Raw genomic sequence first — 25,821 nt, 5'->3', positions numbered from 1 at the left:
TGACTTTGTTTCATTAATTAAATTGGTTGCATGAAATACTTTCTAAGAAAGCACTTCGAATCTTTTTATTTAGGATTCCTATGGGGACTTCTTGGTTTACTTTTCTGTTCTAGCTTTTTTTTCTTCTATCAAATATATGAAAGTCGAATCGATCGAATCAACTTTGAAGAGAAAACTCTTTGGAATTCTATCTTAAGCGACTATGCGTCATATTTGAAAGATGCCGAAACCGGTGTACGCGGTTATCTTCTTACGGAAGGGAATCCTGATTTTTTAGAGCCATACAGAAAATCCTTAAATCAAATGATGATTGCGGAAAAATTTCTCAGCAAAAACTGCGAACCTTCTTATCAAAAAGACCTAGAATCTATCATACACTCTAAACAATCAAAATTGGTATGGATTCAAAATTTTATCGAAAACTTTCCTACGAAGCGACCTCAAATAAAAGAATTTCTGGAAAGCAAAAGAAGGATGGATGTATTTCGGAGTGAAGTTCAATCTCTTTTGAAAAAAAAATCAGAAAAAGAAAATTTTGAAAGGGAACAGAGTCGTGAGTATACAATTCGTTTAATCTCTTTATCTGGCGGTTTGTTTTTTATCTTATCTATATTTATCATATGGATGATTTTTGTATTAAAAAGAAATGCACAAATCATTCTTGAAAAGGAATTGATAGAGGATCGTTTATTTGAAATCGACGATTTGTATCAGAATTCACCAGTGGGTTTTCACAGTTTAGATTCTAAAGGATATTTGGTAAAAATCAATAAAACTCAAAGGGAATGGCTCGGTTATTCAGAAGAAGAATTGCTTGGAAAAGTTAAATGGCCAGACCTATTAACAGAGGAAAGTCGGGAGGTGTTCTTTCAAAATTTTGTTATATTTAAAAAAACTGGGCAAGTTGATAATTTAAGATTTGAAGTGATTCGTAAAGATGGCAGGTCATTGTTTCTGAACGTATCAGCAACCGCCATTTATGGAAAAAATAATGAAATGTTACAATCTCGTTCAGTATCTCTTGATATTTCACAAATGGTTTTATATGAACGAGAGTTGATTGAATCTCGAGTTCGTGCAGAAGAAGCAAACCGTGCTAAGTCGGAGTTTCTTTCTAACATGAGTCATGAACTTCGGACTCCTTTGAATGCGGTGATCGGTCTTTCTTTGTGGTTAATGGAAGATAATCCCAAACCGGAGCAAGTTGATTACTTAAAGAACTTAAGATTTTCGAGTGAAACACTTCTTACTTTGATCAATGATATACTGGATTTTAATAAAATCGAAGAAAGGATGATTGTTATTGAAGAAATTGATTTTAATCTCAAAGATTTAATCGGTTCAGTTTCTTCTTCTTTTGAGATAAAAGCCAAAGAACAGCTCTTGGAATTTCAAACCGAAGTTGATTCGAATCTACCAGAATATATTTGTTTCGATCCTACTCGTTTGTTACAAGTCCTCAATAATCTTTTATCGAATGCAATCAAGTTTACGAAGGAAGGTAAAATCATTCTTCGTGTTATTTTAGTTTCCCAGACGGAAAACCATGTGGTCATTCGATTTGAAGTGGAAGATACTGGGATTGGGATTGGACCCGACAAACTTAAGTTTGTTTTTGAAAAATTCACTCAGGCCAGCGGAGATACAACTAGAAAATATGGTGGCTCAGGGCTTGGGTTAGCCATTTCTAAAGGCCTTGCGGAACTAATGCAAGGAAATCTCGAATTGGAGTCGGAGTTAGGTAAAGGATCCAAATTTTCTTTTACTTTTCCATGTAAAATTGGAAAAACAAATTCATTAAGAAAAAATCATTCCTTAAAAGTATCTTCTGACTTGTCAGGGAAAAGAGTTTTGATTGCAGATGATATTGAAATCAACAGGTCCATCGTGATTCGATTTTTGAAGCGCTGGGGAATTGAATGTGAGGAAGCCTCAGATGGAGAAGAAGTATTAAGTAAGTTGGTAAATGAAAAATTTGATTTGATCTTAATGGATCTACATATGCCCAATATGGACGGGTATATGACAACAAAACGTATTAGAGCCAATTCTCTTTGGTCGAAAATTCCGATCATTGCATTAACAGCTTCGGCACAATTGGAAACTCAGGATAAAATCCATGCAGTTGGAATGAATGATTTTATATCCAAACCGTTTTATCCAAATGAATTACACAAAAAATTAACTCATTGGATTTCTAAATAGGATTTTTTTCTAAAGAAATTGCCAATATGGTAATGTCGTCATCAGATCTTTTCGATTTTTGAAATTTTTCTACTTCGTTAATTACTTGATCGCAAATAGTTTGTGGGTCCTTTTCTTTTAACTTTTGGAGGAGATTAAAAAATCTTTCTTCTCCAAATAACTCTCCTGTGGTGGCATTCCTTGCTTCGATGACACCATCCGTAAATAGTACCAATGTTCCTGAGTCGGGAAGGGGTAGTGTTTTTTCAATGATTTGTGATTCAATGTATTCATTGATCGCCCTTCCATAACTAGTGATATGTTCTAAGTTTCCCATGCGATCTAAATAAATCATCGGAAGGTGTCCGGCATTTGCAATTTTAAGGATTTTTTCTTTCGGGTTTAAATAAACAAAGAAGGCACTTAGGAAGTGACCTGAGAGGGAACTAAGTAGAGACAACCTAATTCTTTCTGCCGCATAAGCAGGTTTATCCAAAGAATCATTCCAGATTTGTAGGGAAACTTTTGCCATTGAGGCAATCATTGCTGCAGGAATTCCGTGACCTGAAACATCACTTAAAAATAAACCAATCTCATTATCTTTAACAATGATTTGTACAAAGTCACCACCTATATCCGAAGCAGGTGAAAATCTAAATCCTAAAGCATGCCCATTCGCATGAGTTCGTTTTTGGGGTAGAAGGCCGTTTTGTAGTTTTTGAGCGATCTTCATTTGTAAATCAATTTCTTGTTTTTCTTCTGTCGCCTTTCTGTAATCAGAAACTTTTAGAACTAATGCCATAGATAGGAAAAAAACTTCTATAGCTGAACCTAAGGGCAGAGAATAAGACGATATATGTATCGGTCGAATTAAACCCTGAACTGTTAGTGAATTTAATGCAGCACCAATAAGGATAGATCCAAAGGCGAATAAAAAGAGAATTACTTCTAGTTTTTTCTTACTTTTGAAAAGTGCCATCAAAGAAATTGATAAAGCTAATAAAATTGGAATGATTACTAGTGTTACACCTAACTGAATGAAGTTTCTTAATTCTAAAAAGAAAATTGAGAATATTAGGGAAATAAATAGAAGTATAAATCCTCTTGTTAATTTAGTTGCCTTGGGAAAATTTTTTTCTGTTTCTAAAAATTCAATAGTGAATAACAACCCAAACACTGATGTTAGATAAATCGTGATTGGAAAAAGATAGTTTTTCCATGTGTGTGAATTTCCAATTTCAACATATTGCATGAAGCCGGTAGAAAAGGAATTGATTAAAAGTACTGTTGCTAAGTAAAAGAAGTAATAAAAAAATTTCCTGTAACGTAAGGTATTCGCTAAAAATAAACTAAACAAAAACATCATAAATCCTGCGCCGAAATAGGCAGCAAAAAATATATCCTGTTTTTTGGAAAAGGCGATGAAACTGCGAGAGTTATAGACTGAAACGAAGTTAAAGATAGGATTTGCAGAATTTATTTTTACGTAGATTGTTCTTGTTTCATCCGGAGACAGTGTGATTGGAAATGCAGGTATATGAGAATATATTGGTTTATTTCTTTGAAGGACTTGTTCTCCCGATACTTGTGTGACCCATTTCCCTTTGACTTGGCTGTGGAGTTCAAAAACATCCACCACCGGACTTGAGAAGTGTAAAAAAAATGTATGGGGTAAGTTTCCGTAATGGATGAGTGTGATTCGAAGCCATAAGGGGTTTTTAACCCTAGGAAAAGAGATTGTTGCCTTTGGATTGGGCCTCCAGAAGGTATCCTCTCTCAATACCCGGTCCAAACTGGACTCTCTTTCGGGAACGATAACATATTCAAAGTATTTCCCTATATCTCTATAGTTTTTAGATTCTTCGATGGATAGAGGAAAGGCTGGGAGAGGGGGAGGGAGAAGAAAGCTTACTCCTAGGAGAAGGAGCCCTAAAGGCTTTTTCCGTGAGAACATTGTTTTCTTTTTTGTTCTGGTTGTTTCTAAACCAAAAGAATCCTTTTCGCGTAAACTCAAAAGGAAATCAAAAAAAGAGAGTCGATTTCGAAACATTTGTACTATAATAGGACGAGATTGAGACAGATAAAGTGAATTTCCTTAAAAAACTTGTTAGAAGAACGCAATATTAGCAGTCTAACTATCAGAGTGCTAATAGAGAGGAAACGCTATGAAACAGTATGATTCCAACGTCCAAGGAGCCTTGGACATCGCGCAAACGGAAGCGATGAGGAGACAAAATACAGAAATCACTCCTTACCATTTGGTTTGGGGGTTTATGACTCTTCCTACTTCTGTTTCGGGGAAAACATTAATTAAGTATAAATCGGCAGTAGATGAATTTCTAAAAAAACAAGCGAGAGCTTCGAGTGAGATTCCTTTTGAGTCTCTTCGAACTTCTCCCAAGTTGGCTCAGTGGTTCACTATGGCTTCATCACGTGCCGCAGAAAATGGACGGGAAGAATTGAAGGAGGCAGACTTCTTAAAATTTTTGCCGCAGATTCTTCCTGAATTAAAAATCAATTATGAAGATTTACAAGTAAAGGAAACGGACGAAGAAGTGCCTAACTTTCTTGTAAATTTGAATGATTTGGCACGAGAAGGAAAACTGGATCCTGTGATAGGGAGGAGTAAGGAAATTCGGTCCGTAATGGAAATCTTAGGCCGAAGGTCAAAAAACAATCCAGTGTTAGTTGGTAGTGCTGGAGTTGGTAAAACTGCTATTGTAGAAGGTTTAGCTGAACAAATTGTAAAAGGAAGAGTTCCAGACGTATTAAAAGGAAAAACGATTTATTCTTTGGATATGGGGCAACTCATGGCGGGAACAAAGTATCGTGGCGAATTCGAAGAAAAACTAACAGCATTACTTCGTTATATCAAAGGCCAAGCAGGAGAGGCTATCCTTTTCATTGATGAAATTCACCAATTAGTGGGTGCAGGTAAAACGGATGGGGCAATGGATGCAGCCAATTTATTGAAACCGGCATTGGCACGTGGTGAATTACATTGTATCGGAGCAACAACGCAAGATGAGTTTCAAAAATACATTTTGGGTGACCAAGCATTAGAAAGAAGATTCCGTGCAGTTCCAGTCAATGAACCAAGTAAAGAAGATGCTATTGAAATCCTTATGGGGATTCGTGATAAACATGAAATCCATCATGGAATCAAAATCTCTGATGAAGCGATTTATGCATCAGTGCTTTTGTCTGACCAATACATCACTGATAAATTTTTACCAGATAAAGCGATTGATTTGGTTGATGAAGCTGCATCTGCTTTAAAACTTTCTGCGGAAGCAATGCCTACAGAACTAGTAGAATTAGAAAGTGAAATTCGTTCTAAAAAAATCTTTGCCCAAATGGAAAAGAAAAATGAAGAGATTCTAAAGGAGATTGAGGTCTTAGAAAAAAAATTCCAAGATGGAAAACTTGTTTGGGAAAAAGAAGTCAATTCTTTGAAACAAATTGCTTCGATTAAAAATAAAATTGATCGAGTTAAGTTTGATTTGGATGCAGCTCAGCAAAGAGCGGATTATACGGAAGCCTCCCGATTAAAATATGCTGTTCTTCCTGAATTGGAAAAAGAACTAAGCACTTTTCAGAACAGTTGGATTTTGGAAAGAAACCATATTGCGGCTGTTATTTCTAGGCAAACCGGAATCCCTGTCGAAAAAATTCTAAAAACCAAACAAGACAATCTGCTTCATTTGGAAGAAGATCTGAATACTGTGGTTTATGGTCAGAAAGAATCTATTCGTGAAATTGCCGATACTCTTCTTACTTCCTATGCAGGTATTTCTTCGGAAACAAGACCGCTTGGATCCTTTTTACTGAAAGGGCCAACAGGTGTCGGAAAAACGGAAACTGCTAAAGCCATTGCTAAATTCCTATTTGATCAGGAAACGAATTTGGTTCGGCTGGACTTAAGTGAATATTCGGAAAAACATTCTGTTGCAAAACTGATTGGAGCACCGGCAGGGTATGTAGGATACGATGAAGGTGGAATTCTTACGGAAGCCATCCGAAGAAAACCATATTCAGTGGTTCTTTTTGATGAAGTGGAGAAAGCACATCCTGATTTCTCTGATATTCTTCTTCAGATTTTGGATGAAGGTCGATTAACAGATAACAAAGGTAGAACTATTAACTTTAAGAATACCATTGTGATTTTGACGACCAATTCAAAAAATATTGAAGCGGACTTTAAACCGGAAGTTTTGGGTCGATTGGATGCGATTCTAACCTATCATTCATTAGATTCTTCCATCATGGAAAAACTGATCGAAAAACAGGTTAGACAACTGAATGACAGATTGAAGGTAAAAGGAATCTTTATTGAACTTTCGGAAAGTACGGAACATATTTTACGTGAACAAGGCTTTGATCCAAAATTTGGAGCAAGGCCTCTCGGAAGTGTTTTCAACCGAATAGTCAATCGACCATTGGCAAAAGAGATTTTATCGGGAACTATCGGTGAAGGTAAATACCGTGCCGATTGGAATGGAGAACAATTATTATTTGCGGCCATTCCAGAATCGATAGGATCGAAACGGTAAATTTTACCGTTTTCTAAATTTGAAACCCAACTATATGAGAACTATAGTTGGGTTTTTTCGTCTAAATTCTACTTTATGTTAAACCTAGAAATCACATCCACTTTACCTTCGAACCAATCAGTTTCTGTACCAAGACTTGGTCTAGGAGTTTGGAAGTCTCGACCAAAAGAATGTTTTGAAGCTGTTACATCAGCTTTATCTTTTGGATATCGGCATATCGATACAGCTGCGATTTATGGAAATGAAACTGATGTAGGAGCCGCCATTAAAGAAAGTGGATTGAAACGTAATGATATTTTCCTCGTCACAAAACTTTGGAATGCTGACCAAGGTTATGATTCCGCCTTACGAGCAATAGATGTCTCTTTGAATAAGTTGGGAACAGACTATGTAGATATGTATTTAATTCATTTTCCGGTTTCTGGAAAACGAATGGAATCGTGGAAGGCTTTGGAGAAAATAAAAAATGATGGAAAAGCAAAATCTATTGGAGTCAGCAATTTTATGGTCTCTCATTTGGAAGAACTTTTAAATGAGACGGGTACTGTGCCTGCAATGAACCAAGTAGAATACCATCCTTTTTTACAGGATACAGAATTAAAAGACTATTGTTTGAAAAAGGGAATTATCCTAGAAGCATATAGCCCTCTTGCTCACGGCCAAAAGTTGGAAGATCCGAGGATCACAACACTTGCCAATCGATACCAAAAATCAAATGCACAAATATTAATCCGGTGGTCTTTGCAAGCAGGACATGTAGTCATACCAAAATCTAAAAATCCTGTTCGGATCAAAGAAAATGCAGATGTATTTGATTTTTCTTTATCCGAAGCGGATATGAAGGAAATTTCCAGCTGGAATGAAAACTTCAGAACTTGTTGGGATCCTAATACTGTGGAATGATACAGTGTAGACCTAGCGCATCTGTAGTTTCTGTTTTATTTTTTTGCAAAAACTAGAACTGCTGATTGACGGTTGTCTTTTGTTCCTAAGTATCCATATCCAAATGGAAAAGGAAGAGGTTCATCGTTTGTGACTTCGCTTAGAATTTTTAGTTCTGGTTGGGCTTCTGGGGTAATGGCTCCAGATAAATTCCAAGACTTCTCATACCTGCCAAAAACCTGACGGTTCCAATTTTCTTCTGGAAATAAGCGAAGAGGAAATCCAGACTCATCTTGAACGACAAATTCCGCATTCTTTAAAAGTAGATCTCGAATTAATTTTCTTTTTTCTCCATGAAATAAATATTCAGCTGACTTTGTAAATATCCCTACATGCTTTAAGTCAGAAAAATATTCGTATAATCCATCACCAGGAGTTCCTTCATTTCCAATTAAGAATATTTTGAAATATGTAAGTGATTCTTGTTTTTTTAGTTTTGTATCATAGAGGGAAACGGTAAATCCTTTGTAAGTGATTCCTTTACCTTCAATTCTTTCCTCCTTAGAATCAAGAATTTCTTTCCCCATTCGGCGTAGGAAGGCAACAAACACGGGATAGGCGCCGTTTAGCTCTTTTTTCTTTGTTTCTTCTTTCATTTTGCGATAGGTAAAATAATTCCTACCTGCTAAGTGATCAGATAAGTTTCGAATTCCCTGTTTTACGATTTGTTTTTCTTTTTCTGAAAGTGAGTTGTATAGATTTGGATAACCAGGATCCTCTAAACCAAAAAGGATGTATCGATCTGCATTTGGGTAAAATGAAAATAGATTTAAAACATCAATACCACTGAAAGGATAAATGACAGTTTTTACATTCGGTTGGTAGTTTTTTCCCTTTAAATACTGAGAAATTGTCTCTCTAGTGTTCGTTAGTTTTTTCCAGCTGAGCGCCATTTCATTTTTATGTAGTGGATCTGCATCAGTAAAACCTGCCCACTCATCGTAAACGTGAGTTTCTGCAAATGCGATCTCTGTTTTCTTTTCTTGGACTTGGCATTGGAAAGTTAAAAAAAATAAGCAAATAATTAATTTCTTAGTCATATTTTGTCGGTAGGTTTGTATGGAAATCGGCGAGGTTATCGATAAAGTACTAAATGCAAAGAAGGAATGGGAAGCTGCCTGAGATGGAAATCCGTTACCTTCTTTTGTAATAGACAATGATTTAAAGATCCTCAGATGCAATGCTTCTGCGACTGAACTTTTCCATACATCCTTTTTTCATCTTTTGGGTAAGGATTTTGTTGCTCTATTCTGGTAGGAAGAGATTCAAGAAGAGATCCGAACCTCTATGGTTCGCAGATCCGAAATTCTTCTTTCACAAAAGAAAAATCACGGTTTATATTCTGACACACAAGGCGAAAAACCCGGAAAAATTGAAATTAAAACAAGATATATCAGTTCTGAAAACAACCAACAGTTTGCGGAGATCAAAATTAAAGATAACGGAATTGGAATTCCAGAGGATATCCTCTCAAGAATCTTTGATCCATTTTTTACGACAAAGGAAACAGGTGAAGGGACTGGCCTTGGTTTATCCATTAGTATGGATATCATTCGAAAACATAAAGGAAAAATAGATTTGGAAAGTGTTCGTTGTGAAGGCACAACGTTTTCAATTTTATTACCAATAAATCTGGAGGATTCGTATGGTTCCGAATAGTATAGACCAATTAATATAAGAGGTAGAATCTCAAGTAACGGATGTTAAAAAGGACGAAAAAGTTTATAAAATTGTTTTAGTCGACGATATAAAATCAATTTCATCTTCCATGAAACGAGAATTAACGTTTGTTTCTCGCAAGTTGGATCAGGTAAAATTGTCTCTCGTTGATATTTAAGATCCTGTAATTGTTGTAACTGGCTTTGCCACTAAGGAAAACATTCTATCAGTTTAATAATCCGATAAAAATAGTATCATTTTATCGAAACCTTGGGAGCCTGAGCGCCTCGTTGGTGCCGTGAACCAAATGTTAGGAGCGAATTTTCAGTGGAATGATTGACAGTTTTTAGTTTGAACAAAAAAAAACCGGCCCGGGAAACCCGAACCGGTCAATGGTTCCTAAAAAGAAAGCCGAATGGTTTTATTCTCCGACAGCAACATCTCCTTCTGCTTCGGTAGAGAAACTAACTGGTTGTTTTGATTTTGTTTCTTTAGTTTCTTTTGGATCCCTTTCTATGGATTTCACTTCTCTGGTTTGAATTTTTGCTTGGTCCATAAGAGGAAGTCCATTAAGATCCCGAACTTGGTTTTCAATTTTAAATGCGATGTCTGGATTTTCGAGAAAGAAGTTTCTGACTTGTTCTTTTCCTTGTCCGATTTTTTCTCCACCGTAAGAATACCAAGAACCTGCTTTCGCAACGAGGTCATGGCGAACGGCTAGATCAATGAGAGAACTTTCTCTGTTGATTCCGTTTGCATACATAATGTCAAACTCCGCTTGTCGGAAAGGAGGAGCGCATTTGTTTTTAACCACTTTCACTCGAACGCGGTTACCTACAGGTTCTTCTTTTTCTTTTAAAGTTTCGATACGACGAATGTCCAGTCGAATGGAAGCATAGAACTTCAATGCGTTTCCACCTGTAGTGGTTTCAGGACTTCCGAACATAACCCCAATCTTCATACGGATTTGGTTGATAAAGATAACCGTAGTATTCGATTTTGCAATCGTTCCTGTGAGTTTACGAAGGGCTTGGGACATGAGCCTTGCTTGAAGACCCATATGAGAATCACCCATATCTCCTTCGATCTCGGCCTTAGGAACAAGGGCAGCCACGGAGTCAATGACGATGAGGTCGATCGCATTGGAGCGAACAAGTGACTCACAAATTTCTAAAGCCTCTTCTCCGTTGTCCGGTTGGGCCACAAGTAGGTCGTCCACATTGACCCCTAATTTTTTAGCATAAGATGGATCAAGTGCGTGTTCTGCATCGATGAAGGCAGCGATTCCACCTTTCTTTTGGGTCTCTGCAATGGCAGAAAGAGTGAGTGTGGTTTTACCGGAAGATTCTGGTCCGTAGATTTCTACGATCCGACCGGAAGGAAACCCGCCAATCCCCAAGGCGATGTCTAAATCTAAAGAACCAGTGGATACAACGTTCATTTCTGCCATACGTGTATCGGCACCAAGGCGCATGATGGAACCTTTACCGAATTGTTTTTCGATTTGGCCGAGCGCTGCGTCAATCGCCTGCTTTCTTTGGTCGGTTTCTTTTTCTTGAGCCTTGTCAGCTTTCTCTTTTTTCATGAATCAAACGTTCTCCTAAAATCGGTGTTCCGAAAGACTAGGTAGGGGACTAGGTCAGTTGGTTTCAAAAAAACAGATCTGACCGACTCTCTCAAGGATGAACCCATCCCCTCCGAATTCCACTCTTTTTCTCTTCCCGATTGGTTCCATTATGCATGAGACCTGGGACAAATTAGGAAGATGGCGAAATTTTTTCTGGATTATGTCTTTTTTTGTCGTTTTCAACACTAAACAAAATGTAAGTACTTGTATAGTATTTTTTTGGCGCTGTAGAAAGAAAACTTTGCCGATAGTGTTTCTGTATGACCCTGCCAACTCTTGAAGTCCAAATCCCCGAACATTTTCCCCAAGCAATGGCTGAACTATTTCGTAGTTATCGAACTTATTTGAAGATAGAAAAAAATTATTCGGAACATACATTATTTGCTTATTTGCGCGATTTGAAATTTTTCTTTGAGTTTTGTTTGAAAGAAGAAATTGATATTTTGACTGTCGATGTTTTGGATGTGAGGGCTTACTTTGCCGATTTAAAATCTGCGAAAAAACAAGACAAAAGGACTCAAAGCCGTAAACTTTCTTCCTTGCGAACTTTTTATAAATTTTTGTTCCGTGAAGAAAAAATCGGTGCTAACCCTATCTTACAAGTAAGTTTCCCAAAAACGAAAAAGAAGTTACCGAAAAACTTCACGCCAATTGAAACAGAAGACATCTTAGAATATGAAGATGGAGAAAAAGCAGAAGTTCTAGGCAAACGTGATAAAGCCATTGTCGAAGTACTTTATAGCACAGGCCTTCGTGTATTTGAGTTAGTCAATGCAAAGTTAAGTGATCTAAACCATGAATTTACCTCTCTCAAAGTAATGGGAAAACGTCGTAAGGAACGTTTTGTATTTATTGGGGAAGAAGCACAAAGTGCACTCCGAGAGTATTTAGAGGAAAGAGGAACTTCCGGCCCGGAGGAAATCTTTTTAAACCAACGTGGGGGTAAACTTACCACGCGCGGGATACGTTATATTTTATCAGAAAGAAGGTCTGTTATGGGAATGGAAAAAGCCATTACTCCTCATAAATTCCGACATACATTTGCTACCGATCTTTTGAATGCAGGCGCAGACATTCGCGCCGTACAGGAGTTACTTGGTCATGCTTCTTTATCTTCTACGCAAGTTTATTTAAGTGTTTCGAGAGACCGATTGAAAGAGGTCTACCGGAATGCCCACCCTCATGCCAAAAAATAGGGATTGGATTTAGTTCTGCGCGGATATAATCTCCCCGCCCTGACTTAAGGGTGGGGAACTGAACCCGCCTCCCAATGGTTTCCTTCTATCACAGCCACCCCATTTTCGAAACTAAAATCTTAAACTCCTTCAAAATTTAATTTATAAGTTCATCTTTTGACTCAGTTATTGAGATAAATATAGTTGACTATAAAAATATTGTTAGCTATATTTATGTAGTGTTTCGAAATTTTGGAAACGATCCTAAGGTGCTCCAGCAGTTTTCACTGAAAGATAGAAAATTTGCAAAAACGAGAACCAGGTTAACTTTTGCCTTCCTTTCTGAATTAGAATTTAAATCCTTTGATGAGATCAAAATCAAGGATCTATGTCAAATCGCAGAAGTATCTGAACCAACTTTCTATAACTATTTCCCAGAAAAAGGCGACTTACTTCTCCATTATATTCAAGTTTGGAGTTTGCAGGTTTCGGTTTTTGCGAAAGAAAAAAAATTAGCAGAATCAGGTTTTGGGATTCTTTCCGCATTATTTCGTTATACGGCAAAAGAATCCAAAAAAAATCCAAGAGTCCTTTTGGAAATTATCTCTTTCCAAGCAAGGGTAAGGAAAAAGCTACAGCAACCCAAACTCACAAAAGCCGAACGAGTTTTACTATTTCCTAAGATTGATGGAATTGAAGATTTGGAGGCAAATGGAGTGGAAGGAATCATACGTAGCGCTTTAACGTTCGCAGCTCATAATGGCGAACTGCCGACAACTACTGATTGGAAATCTTTATCTATGGCGATAGCATCTTGTTTTTTCGGTGTTCCGGTAATTTCTTTTCAAATGAACCAAAACATAGAAAAACTTTGGCTCGAATCGCTTTATTATTTGTGGTGTGGAGCCGGTGGAAAAGTAACAGAATGAAATCAATTCGTTTAGTAGATGATGAATGTGGATTGTTGACTATAAGAATATAAGGAAATATTGATGAATTATTTCGATCAAAAGTGGGTTTTGTTATTGGTGGGTGGGATTTTACTTGGGTTTACAGGATTGAATTGGAATATTCCATTTTTTGCCTGGTTTGCCCTGGTTCCATTTTTACGTTATGTTCGGCTAGGTCATTCATGGTGGATTCTTCTTTTCGCTCTGATTCTAATTCAAACTGCTTCTACAATGCGGATTGTTTCCGAACCTTTTCATATTGGGATTGCCGTTATTTCTGGAATCCAAGGGGGATTTGTCTTCACTCTCTTACTTTGGATTTGGAATCAAATTAGGCTAAAGTTTTCGAATCAAATTTCGCCTATACTTAGTTTTGCCTTTTTATTTACCATTTTTGAGTGGTTAGGTGGTTATGGCTCTGAGTTGGGTGTTTGGGGAATGTTTGCTAATAGTCAAATGAATCATTTGATGCTAATGCAATCTGCCTCATTATTTGGGGCAACGGGCATTAGTTTTCTTATTTTTTTAGTGAATGGAAGTATCGAACAAACTTATTCCGAACTTATCAATCAATTTAAGATTTCAAAATATACTCGAAATTCATTAATCGCCTGCTTTTTGTTAATTGTTGTGTTGTTGTTTTATGGAACAATTCGCCTAACGATTCCCATAGATGGAAAGAGTATTAAAGTAGGGACTGTCACCTCTAAAATAGAAATCCAAACGATGTGGTTAGATCCAATAGTAAATCAAAAGAATACAGAAATTGTATTTCAGAGAACAGAACAGGCAGCGAATGAGGGAGCTAAAGTCATAGTATGGAATGAGGGCGCCGTTCTTATCCACCGAAACGAAGAGGATCTCTTTCTTAAAAGAGTAAGTGATCTTGCGAAAGAAAAAAATATCGAAATCGTTGCCGCCTATATTGTCCCCCTTAAGGAAAAAGAATTCTTTATGGATAACAAATTACATTGGATCGGAAAAGACGGATCGACCAGGCAAATTTATTTCAAACAATTTATCCCCCCTGGCGAACCTGTTTCTCATACTCCGTCAGAAATTCGGGTGATTGAAACGGATTGGGGCAAAATGTCGGTTGCCATCTGTTATGATTTTGATAGCCTCCAACTAACAAAAAAACATTCTGAATTAGGAACAGGAGTCACTTTTATTCCTGCGTCTGACTGGAGGGGAATCAATCCTTTTCATACGGAAATGGCTACACTCAGGGGAATCGAAAACGGAAGCTCTATCGTTCGTTCTACAAGAGGTGCTTTATCTGGGATTTACGATGCCTATGGTCGTCCCAAGGGAACTCTCGACTATTTTGAAGACAATGACGGAGTTTTAGTCGCTTCAGTTCCTGTGAATCCAGTTCCTACCTTATATCAAATTTTAGGGAATTGGATGATAGCTTTGGGAGGAGTTTATTTCCTTCTCTGCGGCGCATTCATACTTGTGAATGTACTAAAAAAAAGAAACTAACAGGGATTTGCGTCAATTCACAAGTATGCAAAAGTTTAATATTAGAAAAATTCTAATTATTTGGTTGAATTAAATTTTCTTTTTGGCATCATTTGTAGTCGAGAATTCCTCCAGCCCTGTTTGGAATTTTCAAAGGACGATTGATGACAGTAGTCGCTGATAAATCCATATTGTTAGTTGAAGACGAAGCAATTCTTGCTATGTTTGAAAAAAACCAATTGGAGCAGGGTGGATATCTTGTCACCCATGTTAGCAATGGTGAAAATGCAATCCACCTAATCATCCGAGAGGAAAAACCCTTTGATTTAATCCTTATGGACATTGATTTGGGACGAGGACTTGATGGTACTCAAACTGCTACCGAGATTTTAAATTATAAAGAAATACCTGTAGTATTTCTTTCATCGCATACAGAAAGAGAAATTGTTAAAAAAACAGAGACAATCACATCTTATGGTTATGTGGTCAAAAATTCCGGTTTTACTGTGCTTGATGCTTCGATCAAAATGGCATTCAAACTTTTTGAAGCAAATGAATTAACTAAAAGTAAAAAAGAACATCTTGAGACCGTATTACATTCTATAGGTGATGGTGTTATCGCAACTGATAGCGATGGTAAAGTCATTCGTATGAATCCCATTGCAGAAAAACTAACCGGTTGGACTCATGATGAAGCAGTTGGGCATAATGTGAGTGAAGTTTTCCAAATTGTGAATGTAAAAACTCGTAGTTTAGTTGAAAATCCAGTTGATATCGTTCTACGTACTAATTCTATTGTTGGTCTAGCCAACCACACAGTTCTTCTTTCTAAGGATGGATCGGAATACCAAATTTCCGATTCAGGATCTCCTATTAAAGATTTAAATGGGGATACAAGAGGTGTCGTACTAGTTTTTAGAGATATTACAGCGGAATACAACGTTCAAAGTCATATTGCTAAACAAGCAAATATGTTGAATAATGTTTTAGATGCTGTTATTGGAACAGACTTTAATCATCGTATTAACTATTGGAATAAAGCCGCAGAAAAAATCTATCTTTGGAAAGCGGAAGAGGTGATGGGTAAATCTGTTCTTGAGATTTTAAAAACAGATTATCTCCAATTAACAAGCGATCAAGTGATTGGAAAGGTAAACATGGAAGGTAGTTTTATTGGTGAAGTGATCCAGTTTGCCAAAGATGGAAACATTCGTAATATCGAAATAAACCAAGTTTTGTTAAATGATGAAAGCGATTTACCTATTGGTTATATTACTGTTGGGCGAGATATATCGGAAAGATTGAATGCAATGAAACAGATTCGAGAATCCGAAGCAAAACTCACCCAAATCATCGAGTCGGCGATGGATGCAATCATAAGCATAGACCAATCCAAAAAAATCATTCTCTTCAATGGCGCTGCCGAAAAGATGTTTGGATATGAATCGCTTGATATGATAGGTCAATCTTTAGATCGTCTCATCCCTTTGGATTTCCGTAACCAACATGATAGCCATATTGATTCCTTTTCCAAAACTGGAGTCAGTCGTAGGGCAATGGGTGCACTAGGACAAATTAGAGGTCTACGTTCCAATGGTGAAGAGTTTCCGATTGAAGCATCTATATCTCAAATTTCTGTTAAAGGTGAAAAACTATTTACCGTAATCTTAAGAGATGTGAGCGTTCGTAATCTTGCTGAATCCAAAATCCAAAAATTATTACACGAAAAAGAAAACATACTCAAAGAGATCCTCCATCGTGTAAAAAATAATATGAGTTCCATCTTTACTTTGTTAACTCTTCAGGCGCGGTCGCAAACTGAAACAGCAACGCAAACCATTCTTTATGAGGCTGCAGGGCGCGTAAAAAGTATGATTGTTTTATATGACAAACTATACCATTCGGCAACGGATAATACCGTATCGTTACAAGATTATTTCCCTGCTATCTTTGAAGAAATTGTTAGCATTTTTCCAAAAAATGTTCAATTGAAGATGGATATTCTCCAAGAACCGATTGAGCTAAATGCTAAACTCCTTTCTTCTTTAGGAATCATTCTGAACGAAATGATCACTAATTCAATGAAACATGCCTTTAATGATATTACGAATGCACAGATTTGTTTAAAAATCTTTAGGGAAGATAAAAAACTGTATTTAGAGTATTCTGACAATGGAGCTGGGATTCCCGAATCCATTTCAATGGAACATTCACCCGGATTCGGTCTACAATTGATAGGTATGCTTGTTGATCAGATTGAAGGTAAAATTAGCATTGTTAGAAACCCAATTCCAAAGTTCCTATTAGAGCTGAGTCTTTGATTGATTCTATGTGATCATTTAAAAATATTTAGATTTTTAAGTTCTTTCGATCGAATTCTTGTTTACCTCGTTTAGGAATTCGTTTCTATTTTCTCATGAGCCAACTCCAACTCTTTGTTGTATTATGTTATGCAATTCCATTTTTTGTGATTCTTTTTCCGATTGGATTATCTTTCTCTTATATATTTAAAATTACTGGCTTAGATCGATGGTCGAATCGTATCAATAACTACTTAGGTTATTTCTGGTATCGTTCTTTTTTTGTAATTACTGGAAGAAAGTTACATTTTGTACAAGGGAATTGGGACCCAAATGGAAATAATCGTTTTTTGATCTGCAACCATACCAATGCCTTGGAAGTACCTTTGATCGTTGCTCTACCTTATTTGGCTAATTCCAAGGACGTAAAATTATCTTATTTAGGAGGGGATATCATTCAAAGATATAAAATCATCCCTCTTATGATGCATAAAACGATTGTCGAAGCTGTTATTTATTCGGAAAAGAAACCAAATTTTAGAAACTTTAAAACCGATGTACTACGAGTCTTAAAAACAAGATCTATTTTTTTATATCCAGAAGGGGAAAGAACTTTTACCGAAGAAATAAAACCATTCCAAACCGGGGTTATGAAAATTGCTTATAAATTCAACGTGGATTTGGATGTTTTTGTAGTCAGTGGAATGATGGGTTATTCAAATCTTAACGAATACGCTCATTTAAAAAAATCTAAAATGGTGTATTTCCATTTTTGTGGATCCATCAGAGCAAAGGATTATTCCACATTTGAAGCCTATTTAGCGGCTGCCGAAACGATGATGAAAGATAAAAAAGAGAAATTGAAGTTATCGAAATGTCCGCCGTTACCGTTTAACGGCGAATTCTTTTTAGTTTTGATTTTGGTTATTTGGGTAAATTTTTGGTAAACGCTACCAATTGATCTAAGGCGGCACCCCATCCATCCATAAATCCCATGTCTTCGTGTTGTTTTTTTGTTTCAGGATCTTTGTGTTTGGCGACTGCTTTATATTTGGTTGCGTTACCAATTCGTTCCATTGTAACGAAAGCGGTCATAAAACTATTTCCTGAAGGTCGATAACCTGGAAGTAAACTATCCGTAAATACTAACCTTTGTAATGGGACAACTTCCAAAAAACACCCATTATTGGGAAAATGATTCCCTTCTGGTGATTCCATCACTGTATAAAACTCTCCGCCCGGTTTCAGATCAATTCTACAATCAATCGTTTTCCAAGGTGCTGGTGTAAACCAATGTATTAATTGCTCAGGTTTCGTCCAAGCATCCCAAACTAATTCTACTGGCACTTCGACGATTCTCTCTAACACTAAATCCAATTCGGGATTGAATGTTTCCTTTGATTCGTTACTCATATTTTTTCCCCTTTGATTTTAATAAGAATGTATCCAATTGGTTTAACCTTGTATTCCATAAAGATTTTTGAGCCTGCAACCAAGACTCCATCACTGAAAATGGATTTTGATTAAGATAACAAATTCGCACCCTTCCAAGTTTTTCTGTATAGATCAACTGGCTTGATTCTAAAATATCTAAATGTTGCATAAAGGAGGGCATGGCCATTGAAAAGGGTGCAGCTAAATCACTTACGCTGGCGGGACCTTGGCTCAGTCGTTCTACAACTTGGCGCCTTGTGGGATCAGAAAGTGCATGTAATACCACATCAATGTTATAAGACCTTTTGACCATATTAACATATATAATAGAATTTAATACTTAGGTCAACACCTAAGTATCGGGATTCGATGTTTTTGAAAAGTTAGTTTTCTAAAGAAACCCTTGCCATTTTATGGGAGAGGTAAATGGAGAGAGGAATTTCGCAAATTCAGAACTTAGTATCCTTGTTTTTGGAGTTATTTAACCTACGGTATCTCGCCAAATGGCTATTTTTTATCCTCCTCATTGCACTGTCTGTAGGTTCGACATCTGCTTTTTTTTTAGTGGCATTAGATACGGTGACAGAGGTCAGGGAATCACATTTATGGCTCATATATTTTCTTCCTTTCGCTGGTTTCGGGATAGGTTGGTTTTACTTTCATTACGGAAAAAATGCGAATAAAGGAAATAACCTGCTTTTGGAGGAAATCCATTCTCCTTCATCTATCCTTCCATTTCGGATGGCACCTTTGGTTTTACTCGGAACTCTCGGAACTCATCTTTTTGGTGGGTCTGCTGGTAGAGAAGGGACGGCGGTCCAAATGGGTGGATCTATTGCTCACCAATTGGTTCGTTTATTTTCTATGAAGACCAATGAAAAACAAACATTGATTATACTAGGTATGAGCGCCGGGTTTGCTTCTGTCTTTGGAACTCCATTTGCTGCGACTATTTTTTCCTTAGAAGTTGTTCGCATTGGAAGTTATCGTTTTAAGTTGATCCTTCCTGCTTTTCTTTCTGCTTACTTATCTCACTTAGTTTGTTTGTTTTGGGGTGTTACCCATTCTCATTATCCGAAAATCTCTTTTGATTATAATGGAACCATTTTGATTTGTTTGGTGGCTTTAGGAGTGTCGTCCGGATGGGTAGCAAAACTTTTTAGTTGGCTTATGCATTCAATTTCTCGTTTGTTTTCTCAGTGGATACATTATCCTCCACTAAGACCTCTGTTTGGCGGTATAATACTCGTTAATTTTTTTGTATTGGGTCTTAGCCCAGAATATTTTGGGTTAGGTCTTCCTTCGATTCAAAGAGCTTTTGAAGTATCCTTACCATTAGAGTCTTTTTTATTTAAGTTACTTTTGACTGCGATCACCATTGGTTCTGGTTTTAAAGGAGGCGAAGTCACTCCTCTGTTTTTTATTGGTGCCAGTTTGGGAAACCTATTTGGTTATTTTGATCCTTCTCATCTCACTTTGTTTGTGGGTATTGGATTTATTTCTGTATTTGCAGGTGCTACAAACACGCCTTTGGCATGTGCTGTTATGGGAATGGAATTGTTTGGATGGGGATGCGGAATCTTTTTCCTTATCAGTGCGGGAATTGCTTATATTTTTTCCGGGCATACAAGCATTTACCAATCACAAATCATAACAAAAACCAAACCTTTGAGTCGATCTTCTGATTCTGGCAAAAAAATTTCAGAATTATGAGAATGACTTTAGATGTGTTTTGAGTCTCGGTTCTGGAGACTCTTCATTTACCGTGGCACTAAACTCTTGTTTATTGTTCTGAGGAATTGGGCTAGTATTTGGCTCATTCGTTCGATGAGTCAAAACTCACTAACACTAAAAAAGCAAAATACTCGATAATTTCGTAAAAAAATAAATTTGTTTTTACAAATTTGAAAATAGAGGCACATTGAATTGTTTCTTTTGTTACGGAAACTAAGTGGAAAAAAATGAAAACAACAACAAAACTTCTTACCATCTTTATATTAATATTCGCATTACAATGTCATAAATTCCAGTTTGGATCGAATCAAACAAATGACCAAACTGCTGGAGCCGTTGTCACTTTCTACCAAGGAAATATCACAATTAGTTCACAAGGTAAGGAGTCCAAAGTAAAGATTGGAGATGTTGTTCGTCCGGGAGACCGAATCGTAACCAAATTAGGTAGGGTAGATTTACAAACTTATCGAGGGGAAGTCATTCGGATAAAAGACAACTCCGATATTTTGTTTCGTGACATTGCGGGGGAAAGCCGTCCAAATACAGACATTCATATGTTAGCGGGAAATTTACTCGTTAAATCCGTGAAACTAAAATCAGGACAAAATCTCTCTGTGACTTCGCCTACTATGGTGGCGGGAGTTCGGGGGACTGTTTTTTCTTTTGAATTAGACAAAGGTTCTATTCCTGAAGTAAAAGTTTACGAAGGTGCCGTTTCTGTAGCTTTCAAAACCTCTCCCAAGTTAGTTGAGATCAATGAGGGACTTTCTGCGGAAAATTACAATCGTTTGGTGAAGACCTTAGAAGAAAACGAAGTAGTTTTGGAACCGGGAGAAAGGTTGGAAGTAAACCCTAATCTAAATGAGTTGGTCTATTTGATCAATGCAAAGGTTCCCGCCAATGCACTTACTAATGAACAAATTTCCGGATTGATTGGTATAGATAGCGGACTATCTAAATCACCAAGTGCGATCACCCCACAAGAAAAGGCGGAAGCGGAAACTCTTGTCTCCATCACTTCTGAAACCATCCAAAAACAAATTGAATCACAAAGTTCCAACCCATCCGAAACAACAGGAGTCGGAACTATAGAAAAAGAACATGAAGCCAAACGTACGGAGGCTCTAAATCAAATTGCAAAGGAAGCAGAAAAAGCAGGTTTAGATAACGAAGAAGAAATCCATAGCCACTATAGCATTCTTGAAACCATTCATAAGACAAATGGGGATATCCTTTCTGGTGCAGTCGTGGCTCAGTTAGGTGATATATTTATCATACATTCTACAAAAGGTGTCTTCCAATTGTCTGTAGATGATATTGAATATGTCGAATATAGAAATTTTAAAGTAAAAACAAAGGCTAAAAAATAACCTACTAAGATTGGATCCTTTGGTATTTTTTAATACCTTCTAAGTTAATGATTTCAGGTGGTGGGGCTCCACTACCTGAGCCTTCTATGATTAAAACGTACAGTGATCGTAAAACAAAGCTTTTGTTTTGTTTCCTTAGCCCGCCAAGGTTTGCCATTTTTTATCTGATTTGTGGATCTATTTCCAAAAGATCCTAAGAGATAATTCCCTTTTTTTAAAAATTAATTAGGGGATATACTGAGGCCAATTAGGGATGAGATAGAATCCATACTTTGCTTTCGACCAGATTTAGTTCTCAAATAACGGTAATATATTTACAAAAAATTTAAACCACCTAAGATCGATTCTTATGAGTATACGGCAAAGAGTCTCTTTATCCATTGCAGGAATTTTATTTATTGGATTTGTGATCCTTACCTCTTTTCAAATATACAGAACTGTCATAGACCTAAAAACAGAAATTAAAGAAAATGCGGAAATCACTTCAGAAAAATGGTCTTTTGAAATCCAGGAACACTTGAATGCTATGATGGGTGTCATTCGAGGTTTTCGTTTTGCTTTGTTTTATACTTCTCCACCGCGTGATTCAATGATTAGCAGTATGCGAGAAATCTTGGAACGTAATGATGATATCTTTGCTATTTGGCTTTGTTATGAGCCGAATGCTTATGAAGGAAGAGATTCCTCTTTTATAGGAAAACCAGGTCATGATAAAACAGGTCGATTCATCCCCTACTTATATCATACACCTGAAGGAAAAATAAATTTAGAACATCTTGTGGATTATGACAATCCGAATGGAGCAGGGGACTATTACCTTCAGGTAAAAAAAACCAATAAAGCAAAAGTTTTTGGACCTTACGAATATTTGGCGGGAGGAAAAAAAATTCAAATGATTTCCCTTGTTGTTCCCATTTATCCTAAAGGGAAATTTAAGGGTGCCGCTGGTATCGACCTAGATGTGAGTACTTTGCAGGAAAAAATCGGAGATAGCCGTCCCTTTCGTGGCCAGGGGCATATTGCGTTTTTATCTGACAAAGGAATTTATGTGATGTATGGTCAGGATAAAACTAAACTCGGGAAAAAAATGGAAAACCCAGATCATTTAAAAATATACTTAGATAATCTAAAACTTGGAAAAATGTTTACCATCCAAAGTGATGGATATACTCATTATTTTTCTCCTTTTCATATTGGAAAAGATCCACAATTTTGGGCACTCCAAGTAAGCATTCCTGATTCGATCTTTAGTAACCAAATTACAAAAGTAATCCTAAGTTCTACATTCATTTCGGTCATTATTTTAGTGGTGGTCCTATTCTTTCTTAATTTTGTATTTAAAAAACAAATCAGTGTTCGATTGCAAGATGCAATGAAATTTTCTTCGGAAATTGCCAATGGAAACTTAGCCATTAATGCAACGGAAATCAACCAAGATGAGATTGGCAGTTTGTTACACTCAATGAACCAAATGAAAAATAGTTTAGTTTCCATAATCGGTGATATAAAACAAACAGTGGAATCATTGGGAAGCCAATCGAATAAAATGGCATCCACCTCTCAAACCTTATCTGATACTTCACAAACACAGGCATCTGCTGCTGAAGAATCTTCGGCCGCTGTCGAAGAATTGTCGGCATCGGCAGATAATGTCGGTAAGTCGATGGAAGAGGCTGTTGTGAAAATGAAAGAAATTGATAGATCCGTTTTAACTTTAAGGGAAGAAGTTCAGAACATAAACAAAGAAATGGAATATCTTGCCAAGTTTGCTTCGGAATCGAGAGAACATGCTGTTGTTGGAGAAACGGCCATGAATGAATCCACTCGTGCGATGGAAGACATTGGTGAAAAAGCAGAAAGAATCAGCGAAGTATTAGACATCATTACTGAAATTTCTGAGAAAACCAATCTATTGGCGTTAAATGCTGCCATCGAAGCTGCTAGAGCAGGAGATGCAGGTCGCGGATTTGCTGTGGTTGCAGAAGAGATTGGAAAACTTGCTCTACAGACGGGAGCCTCTGTGAAAGAAATTGGGGAATTGGTCATTTCAACAAACTCTGCTGTAGAAAATGGAAACAAAAAAGTAACGGAAGCGGCGGAAGTTTTAAATTTACTCAATAGCCGGGTCAAGGAATTTGAGACATCGGCAACTAGGGTTCTTAGTTCGGTGCTTTTGCAAGAAAACAATGCTAAGGACATTGCTCTGAATTCGAATCTACTGACTAACCTTAACCTACAAATCGAAGAGGCTGTATTCGAACAAAAAAGGGCCACCGAGGAAATATCTAAAACGATCATTAGCATCTCAAATGGGACCCAAGATGTGGCCAGCGGCTCTGACCAACTAACGATCGTTGCAGGAGAAATTGCCTCTCAGGCATCTTATCTTTCCACCCAAGTAGAGAGATTTAAGTTAAAGTAGAGGTCCTCATTTTGAATGGGTTCTTTTTAGTTCCCATTCTTTTGGTTTTTTTCCCTCTCAATTAAAAACTTTAGATCGCAAATACGGTTTGAAATGTTACCATAGTGGCTGTCGGACTTAAGTCGTATCTATGGAGTGGGTCTGGTTCGTTGGGATTGTTTTTTTGATTTCTAATCGCATCACCCGCACGGATCACTGTGGCCCCAAACCAGAAAGAAACATTCTCAAAAGGTGTGATCATATAAATAAAGTTTAGTTCTGTTGCGACTAGTTTACCTAACGACGGTTTTGTTGGATTATAAGCTTGGTTATTAAAAAAATCTTCAGTGGAGGCGGTTTCCCCGGTGGCTTTACTTCCTGCTACATAGTTATTGTTATCATAATAACCGTCTTGCAGTTTCACCTTATAATACCAATGAGGATTAAAAATAAAAGTTCCGTAGTGGGAAGTTTCATACCTCAGATGGATTGAGTAGTCTTTGATATTTTGCCAAAAAACAAGTCCTGAATTTCCGTTTCCAGCAAAAGGTAGTGCACCGCCTGCCATTCTTCTTGTGGCAAACAGCGGGTTATAGGTGGCGACACTCGAATCGTTACGATTTGGATCACCTGATGCTTGCACATATTGAACCCCAATTCGAAATTCTTTGACAGGAGTGTATCCGAGTTGCACTGCTACGATATTTGCTTTGTATCTGACGGCTTCTGAGAAAGGAGGAGGTTCTCCTGTTTTCTGGTTGGTCACATAATTTCCCTTTTGGTTTAACCAATCAGGAGTCACTCTCTCTCCGTTAAATCCTGTTTGCCAAGCGGCCTCTACCATCCAATCAATTCCTGTTGCTTCCGGTAGGAAATTGTTTTTGGTTCTGTTGGTGAGTCGAAATCCCGAGGTATTTAATTGGTCATCACCGCGGTAATTGCGTGTATCGGAAAGAATCGGTGGGGCACTTGCTTTTCTTTGTTGTTTGAATAAACTGTAATTGTATAAATCTAGTCCAAACCAGTCTGCCACTTTCCAATTATAATGTACACCACCATAATAAGAATCTCCGATACCACCTAACTTAGTAGAATTATTGGAAACGATACTATTTGAATTATTTTCAGCTCCAATGACAGAACCAAATACATCCAAAGTATGATTACTGATTTTTCCAGTAAACCTTAAGGCATCAAAGGAATTTCCGTTCAAACTATCGTTTCTGGAACCAAGTATCCTTCCGTCACCAAATTCTAAAATTTGTCTGCCCGTCCGAAGCCTGAAATTTTGGTTTGTTGTCTTTAAATCTAAAAATGCTTCACGAAAGCCTGTAAAATTATTTAGAACAACGTCTTTTTGTTTGGTTGTATCGACCGTTGTTCCTGCGTTTGGGATGGCTCCATATTTTTGATCTGCATTTCCCGAAGCGACGACTTCACCTCCCCAAAGGCGTACATCTTGTAAGGTAATTTTGAATAGAACATTCTCACTTAGGTCCCCGATCACGTAAAACTGTGTTTGATTAAGCGCATTGTTTCTGTTATCTGCTGTGGATTTATCAAAATCTGTATTATAAAGAGAATCCACTTTAGGACGAATCCCAAAACCGACACGAAACTTATCGGCAAACCAGAGTGATTTGTTTTCCTGGAGAGCCTTTCTTTGTCTGGTTGTCACTTGCAAACTTCGTAAATATTCGCCAGAAAGATTTCCGATTTGTGGACTCACATACCCTTCTTTTTTTTCTTCTTTGGGGGGAAGGTTTGCCTGTTCAGAAACAGCGGGTTCTTGTTTCGGGGTTGTGGCACTCGGTTCCGCTTGCGCGGAGAGTTCGCATACACCTAGTAAGGCCAGAACCAAAGGTAAAAAAAGAAAAAGTGAGGATGTAAATTTTAAGATTCGCTTGTCCATAAGTTAGGACAGTAACTAATCTTCGATCCAGTATTACAAACAAAAAATTAATATATTGGATAAAAAATCCGTAAAAACAGAACTGTGGACATAGATCCGAAAGTGTCTTTTTCTGA

The 25,821-nt window shown here is 37.2% G+C and carries 19 protein-coding genes; 13 read left to right on the top strand and 6 right to left on the bottom strand.

Annotated features, from left to right (window positions below; all coding sequences use genetic code 11):
• The first annotated feature begins 30 nt into the window (after positions 1-30).
• Positions 31-2,205 (top strand): response regulator, encoded by a 2,175-nt coding sequence (locus ND811_RS13890; protein WP_265352509.1) that lies wholly within the window; start codon positions 31-33, stop codon positions 2,203-2,205.
• Here the strand turns inward: ND811_RS13890 and ND811_RS13885 are convergent.
• On the bottom strand, positions 2,198-4,138 hold the full coding sequence (locus ND811_RS13885) for a SpoIIE family protein phosphatase (RefSeq protein WP_265352510.1): 1,941 nt from the start codon (positions 4,136-4,138) through the stop codon (positions 2,198-2,200). The two genes, ND811_RS13890 and ND811_RS13885, sit on opposite strands and share 8 nt — an antisense overlap.
• Before the next feature lie 211 nt (positions 4,139-4,349).
• Here ND811_RS13885 and ND811_RS13880 point away from each other — a divergent pair, with 211 nt between their 5' ends.
• Entirely contained in the window at positions 4,350-6,737 is a 2,388-nt protein-coding gene (locus ND811_RS13880; protein ID WP_265352511.1) for an ATP-dependent Clp protease ATP-binding subunit, read from the top strand.
• Between the two features lie 75 nt (positions 6,738-6,812).
• Positions 6,813-7,640, top strand: coding sequence for an aldo/keto reductase (locus ND811_RS13875; RefSeq protein WP_265352512.1), 828 nt, complete (start codon positions 6,813-6,815; stop codon positions 7,638-7,640).
• 35 nt (positions 7,641-7,675) lie between these two features.
• Here ND811_RS13875 and ND811_RS13870 read toward each other — a convergent pair whose 3' ends face one another.
• Positions 7,676-8,719 (bottom strand): hypothetical protein, encoded by a 1,044-nt coding sequence (locus ND811_RS13870; RefSeq protein ID WP_265352664.1) that lies wholly within the window; start codon positions 8,717-8,719, stop codon positions 7,676-7,678.
• Between the two features lie 109 nt (positions 8,720-8,828).
• Here ND811_RS13870 and ND811_RS19635 point away from each other — a divergent pair, with 109 nt between their 5' ends.
• Together ND811_RS19635 and ND811_RS13865 are read left to right on the top strand one after the other, a co-directional pair.
• Positions 8,829-8,936, top strand: coding sequence for a hypothetical protein (locus ND811_RS19635; protein WP_409035818.1), 108 nt, complete (start codon positions 8,829-8,831; stop codon positions 8,934-8,936).
• A gap of 30 nt (positions 8,937-8,966) precedes the next feature.
• Positions 8,967-9,338: a sensor histidine kinase gene (locus ND811_RS13865; RefSeq protein WP_265352513.1), complete on the top strand. Its 372-nt coding sequence runs from the start codon at positions 8,967-8,969 to the stop codon at positions 9,336-9,338.
• A gap of 421 nt (positions 9,339-9,759) precedes the next feature.
• Here ND811_RS13865 and recA read toward each other — a convergent pair whose 3' ends face one another.
• A complete protein-coding gene (gene recA / locus ND811_RS13860) occupies positions 9,760-10,923 on the bottom strand; it encodes a recombinase RecA (protein WP_265352514.1) in 1,164 nt (387 codons plus the stop codon).
• A 302-nt stretch (positions 10,924-11,225) separates the two neighbouring features.
• Here recA and xerA point away from each other — a divergent pair, with 302 nt between their 5' ends.
• The 5 genes from xerA to ND811_RS13835 all read left to right on the top strand — a co-directional run bounded on the left by xerA (position 11,226) and on the right by ND811_RS13835 (position 17,801).
• On the top strand, positions 11,226-12,161 hold the full coding sequence (xerA, locus tag ND811_RS13855; protein ID WP_265352515.1) for a site-specific tyrosine recombinase/integron integrase: 936 nt from the start codon (positions 11,226-11,228) through the stop codon (positions 12,159-12,161).
• 248 nt (positions 12,162-12,409) lie between these two features.
• Positions 12,410-13,069: a TetR/AcrR family transcriptional regulator gene (locus ND811_RS13850; RefSeq protein ID WP_265352516.1), complete on the top strand. Its 660-nt coding sequence runs from the start codon at positions 12,410-12,412 to the stop codon at positions 13,067-13,069.
• A 63-nt stretch (positions 13,070-13,132) separates the two neighbouring features.
• The gene (locus ND811_RS13845) at positions 13,133-14,575 is read left to right on the top strand and encodes a nitrilase-related carbon-nitrogen hydrolase (protein ID WP_265352517.1); all 1,443 of its coding nucleotides are present in this window, start codon (positions 13,133-13,135) and stop codon (positions 14,573-14,575) included.
• Positions 14,576-14,718: 143 nt separating this feature from the next.
• Entirely contained in the window at positions 14,719-16,875 is a 2,157-nt protein-coding gene (locus tag ND811_RS13840; protein ID WP_265352518.1) for a PAS domain S-box protein, read from the top strand.
• 95 nt (positions 16,876-16,970) lie between these two features.
• The gene (locus ND811_RS13835; protein ID WP_265352519.1) at positions 16,971-17,801 is read left to right on the top strand and encodes a lysophospholipid acyltransferase family protein; all 831 of its coding nucleotides are present in this window, start codon (positions 16,971-16,973) and stop codon (positions 17,799-17,801) included.
• On the opposite strand, the gene ND811_RS13830 is transcribed toward ND811_RS13835, so the two are convergent.
• The gene (locus ND811_RS13830) at positions 17,779-18,267 is read right to left on the bottom strand and encodes an SRPBCC family protein (protein WP_265352520.1); all 489 of its coding nucleotides are present in this window, start codon (positions 18,265-18,267) and stop codon (positions 17,779-17,781) included. The genes ND811_RS13835 and ND811_RS13830 overlap by 23 nt on opposite strands.
• On the bottom strand, positions 18,260-18,601 hold the full coding sequence (locus ND811_RS13825) for an ArsR/SmtB family transcription factor (protein WP_265352521.1): 342 nt from the start codon (positions 18,599-18,601) through the stop codon (positions 18,260-18,262). The genes ND811_RS13830 and ND811_RS13825 overlap by 8 nt, the downstream gene beginning before the upstream one ends.
• A 113-nt stretch (positions 18,602-18,714) precedes the next feature.
• On the opposite strand from ND811_RS13825, the gene ND811_RS13820 reads away from it, so the two are divergent.
• From ND811_RS13820 to ND811_RS13810, 3 genes are all read left to right on the top strand, one after another.
• A complete protein-coding gene (locus ND811_RS13820; protein WP_265352522.1) occupies positions 18,715-20,001 on the top strand; it encodes a chloride channel protein in 1,287 nt (428 codons plus the stop codon).
• Positions 20,002-20,249: 248 nt separating this feature from the next.
• Complete coding sequence (locus tag ND811_RS13815; protein WP_265352523.1) at positions 20,250-21,392, top strand: FecR family protein; 1,143 nt, start codon at positions 20,250-20,252, stop codon at positions 21,390-21,392.
• A 349-nt stretch (positions 21,393-21,741) separates the two neighbouring features.
• Positions 21,742-23,814, top strand: a complete 2,073-nt coding sequence (locus tag ND811_RS13810) for a methyl-accepting chemotaxis protein (RefSeq protein WP_265352524.1) — start codon at positions 21,742-21,744, stop codon at positions 23,812-23,814.
• 70 nt (positions 23,815-23,884) lie between these two features.
• Here the strand turns inward: ND811_RS13810 and ND811_RS13805 are convergent, their stop codons facing one another.
• On the bottom strand, positions 23,885-25,705 hold the full coding sequence (locus ND811_RS13805) for an alginate export family protein (protein ID WP_265352525.1): 1,821 nt from the start codon (positions 25,703-25,705) through the stop codon (positions 23,885-23,887).
• Between the last annotated feature and the right edge of the window lie 116 nt (positions 25,706-25,821).

Origin of the sequence: Leptospira soteropolitanensis, from assembly GCF_026151655.1 — a bacterium.
GTDB lineage: Bacteria > Spirochaetota > Leptospiria > Leptospirales > Leptospiraceae > Leptospira_A > Leptospira_A soteropolitanensis.
This window is presented reverse-complemented; position numbering and strand designations above follow the sequence as displayed.